Below are 4454 nucleotides of genomic sequence, written 5' to 3'. Positions count from 1 at the left end.
ATTATCGTGCCAGTTATCACGCTGATTCCGCCAAAGATGGCTGGCAACGCATGCTAGCGTGGTTCGCGCAGTATGGCGTAGCGCCAAACGCGTAATAAAAAGGGGCGCCTCTGCGCCCCAATCTCATTTACAGCTTCTAAGCCGTTTCACCCCGCAGGTTTTGCGCCGCTTTGACCATATTCGCCAGTGCCTGACGGGTTTCCGTCCAGCCACGGGTTTTCAGGCCACAATCCGGATTCACCCACAAACGCGCTTCCGGGATGCTCTGCGCCGCTTTGCGCAGCAACTCTTCCATCCACTCCACGCTCGGCACGTTCGGCGAGTGAATGTCATACACGCCCGGACCGATTTCATTGGGATAGTCGAACTCCTTAAAGGTATCCAGCAGATCCATATCGGAACGTGAGGTTTCGATGGTGATGACGTCCGCATCCAGCGCAGCAATCGAGTCCATGATGTCATTAAACTCGCAGTAACACATGTGAGTGTGAATCTGGGTGTCATCCTGCGCTACGGCGGCATTGAGACGGAATGCATCCACCGCCCAGGTCAGATACGCCGCCCAATCGGACTGATGCAGCGGCAGGCCTTCGCGCAGTGCCGGTTCATCAATCTGAATGATGCCGATACCGGCTTTTTCCAGATCTTCCACTTCGTCACGCAATGCCAGCGCAATCTGTTTGGCGATGGTTTCACGGCTCACATCTTCACGCGGGAATGACCAGCAGAGAATCGTCACCGGACCGGTGAGCATGCCTTTCACCGGTTTGTCGGTCAGCGACTGCGCGTACTTCGCCCACTCAACGGTGATGGCTTGCGGACGGCTCACGTCGCCGATGATGATCGGTGGTTTAACGCAGCGTGAACCGTAGCTCTGTACCCAGCCATTTTGGGTGAACACGAAGCCGTCGAGGTTCTCGCCGAAGTATTCCACCATGTCGTTACGTTCTGCTTCTCCGTGCACCAGCACGTCGAGGCCCAAACGTTCCTGCTCAACAATCGCCTGTTTGATGTGTTCGGCGATGCCGGTGCGGTAATTACCGCCATCAATGTTGCCTTTTTTGAAGTCGAGACGCAGGCCGCGAATTTCAGTAGTCTGCGGGAATGAACCGATGGTGGTGGTCGGCCACGCTGGCAGATTGAAGCGGTTACGCTGCGCTTTGGCACGTTCGGTATAGTTGCTGGTACGTTCAACATCTTTGGCCTGGATTTTCGCCAGACGCTCGCCGACTGCGGCATTATGCACGCGCGTGGAGTTGGCACGCGCACGAATCGGTGCGCTCCACTCGACCAGCGAAGCGGCATCGTTGTTGTTCAGCGCCTGACTCAGCAGTGCAAGCTCAGCGCACTTCTGCAGGGCAAAGGCGAACCAGCTTTTCACCTCTTCATCAAGGCGCGTTTCCACACTGAGATCGATTGGGCTATGCAGCAGCGAGCAGGATGATCCGATCCACAATTGTTGACGCTGACCCACCAGCGGCTGCAGACGTGCAAACCAGCTGCTGAGATCCGCGCGCCACACGTTACGTCCGTTGATCACGCCGACGGAGAGCAGCCAATCTGCCGGGATCTGCTGGTTAAGCTGTTGGATGTCGTCTTTGCCGTGCACCAGGTCAACGTGCAGACCTTGCACCGGCAGCGCTTTGATCACGTCGAGGTTCTGGCCGATGCTGTCAAAATAGGTGGTGAGCAGCAGTTTGCTTTCACCCTGCAGCGCGTCGTAAGCCGGTTTGTATGCATCGCGCCACGCCTGCGGCAATTCCAGCGCCAGTGCAGGTTCGTCGATTTGTACCCATTCGATGCCGCGTTTTTTCAGTTCCGCCAGCACCTGTTGGTAAACCGGCAGAATGTCTTTGAGCAGTGACAGGCGATCGAACGGCACACCTTTCACTTTACCCAGCCACAGATAGGTGACCGGACCGAGTAGCACCGGTTTAATCTTGTGGCCGAGCGCCAGTGCTTCGTCGACTTCATCCAGCAATTGAGTCCAGGTCAGTTTGAACTGCTGGCCCTGAGTGAATTCCGGCACCATATAGTGATAATTGGTGTTGAACCATTTAGTCATTTCCGCCGCCGCCGCCGGTGCACCGCTTGGGGCGCGGCCACGGCCAAGACGAAACAGCGTGTCGAGATCGACGGATCCATCTTTGTTCTGGTGGCGTGCAGGCACGTTGCCCAGCAGCAGGCTGGTTGTCAGAACGTGATCGTACCAGGCGAAATCGCCGACCGGCAGCAGATCGACGCCCGCCTCTTTCTGCTGTTGCCAGTGACGGGCGCGCAGTTCGCGCCCCACCGCCAGCAGCTCTTCCTGTGAGCTTTTACCTGCCCAGTAGCTTTCCTGTGCTTTTTTCAATTCACGACGCAATCCAACGCGAGGGAAACCGAGAGTGTGGTTCAGAATGGTCATTTTCTGTTCTCCAGATATTCTTAACTGAGTAGGGTGCAGAGATGTTTAGCCGTCCAGATGTTTACACCGCCATAATCTGCGGGTACTGTATGTTCCTCAAGCGCAATTTGTTCAATCTCGATGTGAAGGATTCTCATGATCGAACTCAAACACCTGCGGACGCTGCAGGCGTTACGGAACACCGGCTCGTTAGCCGCCGCCGCCTCACAGCTTCATCAGACGCAATCGGCGTTGTCTCACCAGTTCAGCGATCTGGAGCAGCGGCTGGGCTTTCGTCTGTTTGTGCGCAAAAGCCAGCCGCTGCGTTTTACGCCGCAGGGAGAGATTTTGCTGCAGTTGGCCGAGCAGGTTTTGCCGCAGATTCAGCAGGCTTTGCAGGCGTGTCATGAGCCGCATCAGGCCACGTTGCGTATCGCTATTGAGTGTCACAGCTGTATTCAGTGGCTAACGCCCGCGCTGAATAATTTCCGCCAGAGCTGGCCGCAGGTAGTGATGGATTTCAAATCCGGCGTGACCTTTGATCCACAGCCCGCATTGCAGCAAGGCGAGCTGGATGTGGTGTTGACCTCCGATATTCTGCCGCGCAGCGGGTTGTTCTATTCACCGATGTTCGATTTTGAAGTGCGTTTGGTGATGGCACCGGATCATCCATTGGCGCAGCTTGAGCATATTTCCCCGGAAGATATGGCCGATGAGGTGCTGATGATTTATCCGGTGCAGCGTCAGCGTTTAGATGTGTGGCGCCATTTCCTGCAGCCTGCGGGCGTGAGTCCGGCGTTGAAGAGCGTGGACAATACGCTGTTGCTGATTCAGATGGTGTCGGCGCGCATGGGCATCGCCGCGCTGCCGCATTGGGTGGTCGAGAATTTTGAGCAGCAAGGTTTGGTGGTGACGAAGACCTTGGGCGATGGCTTGTGGAGCCGCTTGTATGCCGCCGTACGCGAAGGCGAGCAGCGGCAGCCGGTGATGGAAGCCTTTGTGCGGTTTGCCCGTCAGCATGCCTGTGAACATCTGCCATTCGTGCGCGATGCCGCGCGTCCCGGCTCACTGCAAATCCTCTCATCCTGATGATGTTGGGCGGCGAAGGTCGCCCGCGCTGTTATCCCTGTCCCGCCTGCTCTATAATGCGCCGCCTCAACCCGCGACCAAGAGAGTTTCACCATGATGAGTAACGATGTTCTGCGCAGCGTGCGCTATATGCTTGATTTGAGCGATAGCAAAGTGGTGGAGATTTTTGCCTTAGCGGGAAGTGAAGTGCCGCTGGAAGACGTGCAGGCGTGGATGAAGAAGGATGACGATGCCGCGTTTCGCAAACTGCCGGATGTATTGATGGGCTATTTCCTTAACGGTCTGATTTTTTACCGTCGCGGTAAGAGTGAAGATGCACCCGCGCCTTCGATTGAGCGCCGCATGAATAACAACATTTTCATGAAGAAATTGCGTATCGCGTTTGAGCTGAAGACCACCGATATCCCGGATGTGCTGCTGAAAGCGAACTTTAAGATTTCACAGGCTGAGGTTGGCGCGATTTTCCGTAACCCAGACCATAAGAATTTCCGCGAATGCGGTGACCAGATTCTGCGTAATTTCCTGAAAGGTTTGACGATGATTCATCGTCCGGGGCCGGCTAAGAAGGCTTAATCGCTTTTAGATCGGAGCCTGGTCAGGAAGTGGCCGCTCCGATCGCGAAGAAATATCACATCCATGTGGATCGCCCTCGCCATCCATGGCTCGGACGCTTCGCTTTTCGCAGCGGCCACTTCCTTCCCTTTTGGCTTTATGCGTTGCTTTTGATCGTCCGACCTAGCACCCAACGTTTATGCACATAAAGGGATGCGAAAATCACGGCGGCACCGGCGATAAAACTCGGCCAATGCGGTTTCTCCTGCCAGATCGCCAGATTCACCAGCAAGCCCGCTGGCACGTGCATGTTGTTCATAATGCCCAATGTGCCGGCATCCACCTGCGTTGCGCCGTAGTTCCACATGAAGTAGCCCAAACCTGAAGCCGCCACGCCCAGCCACACCAGAATGCCCCACTGCAGCGA

The 4454-nt window shown here is 55.9% G+C and carries 4 protein-coding genes and 1 pseudogene; 3 read left to right on the top strand and 2 right to left on the bottom strand.

All coding sequences use genetic code 11. The features are described 5' to 3' along the window. Positions 1 to 95: pseudogene (locus RTY00_RS20470) on the top strand (carboxymethylenebutenolidase); the annotation flags it as partial. A gap of 41 nt (positions 96 to 136) precedes the next feature. On the opposite strand, the gene metE reads toward RTY00_RS20470, so the two are convergent. Next, positions 137 to 2407, bottom strand: a complete 2271-nt coding sequence (gene metE / locus RTY00_RS20465; protein ID WP_312665877.1) for a 5-methyltetrahydropteroyltriglutamate--homocysteine S-methyltransferase — start codon at positions 2405 to 2407, stop codon at positions 137 to 139. 135 nt (positions 2408 to 2542) lie between these two features. Here metE and metR point away from each other — a divergent pair, with 135 nt between their 5' ends. Continuing rightward, positions 2543 to 3475: an HTH-type transcriptional regulator MetR gene (gene metR / locus RTY00_RS20460; protein ID WP_312665876.1), complete on the top strand. Its 933-nt coding sequence runs from the start codon at positions 2543 to 2545 to the stop codon at positions 3473 to 3475. Between the two features lie 93 nt (positions 3476 to 3568). After that, on the top strand, positions 3569 to 4048 hold the full coding sequence (locus tag RTY00_RS20455; protein ID WP_154194529.1) for a DUF1456 family protein: 480 nt from the start codon (positions 3569 to 3571) through the stop codon (positions 4046 to 4048). 136 nt (positions 4049 to 4184) lie between these two features. On the opposite strand, the gene RTY00_RS20450 is transcribed toward RTY00_RS20455, so the two are convergent. Beyond that, positions 4185 to 4454, bottom strand: a 270-nt coding sequence (locus RTY00_RS20450) for an EamA family transporter (protein WP_312665873.1), incomplete at its 5' end; no start/stop codon positions are given.

Source organism: Pantoea sp. CTOTU49201, from assembly GCF_032054795.1.
In the GTDB taxonomy this organism is placed as follows: Bacteria; Pseudomonadota; Gammaproteobacteria; order Enterobacterales; family Enterobacteriaceae; genus Pantoea; species Pantoea symbiotica.
This window is presented reverse-complemented; position numbering and strand designations above follow the sequence as displayed.

Bases quoted from the DNA above. Each gene is read 5' to 3' on its own strand.
- RTY00_RS20455 (WP_154194529.1), top strand. From the start codon at position 3,569: ATGATGAGTAACGATGTTCTGCGCAGCGTGCGCTATATGCTTGATTTG.
- metE (WP_312665877.1), bottom strand. From the start codon at position 2,407: ATGACCATTCTGAACCACACTCTCGGTTTCCCTCGCGTTGGATTGCGT.
- metR (WP_312665876.1), top strand. From the start codon at position 2,543: ATGATCGAACTCAAACACCTGCGGACGCTGCAGGCGTTACGGAACACC.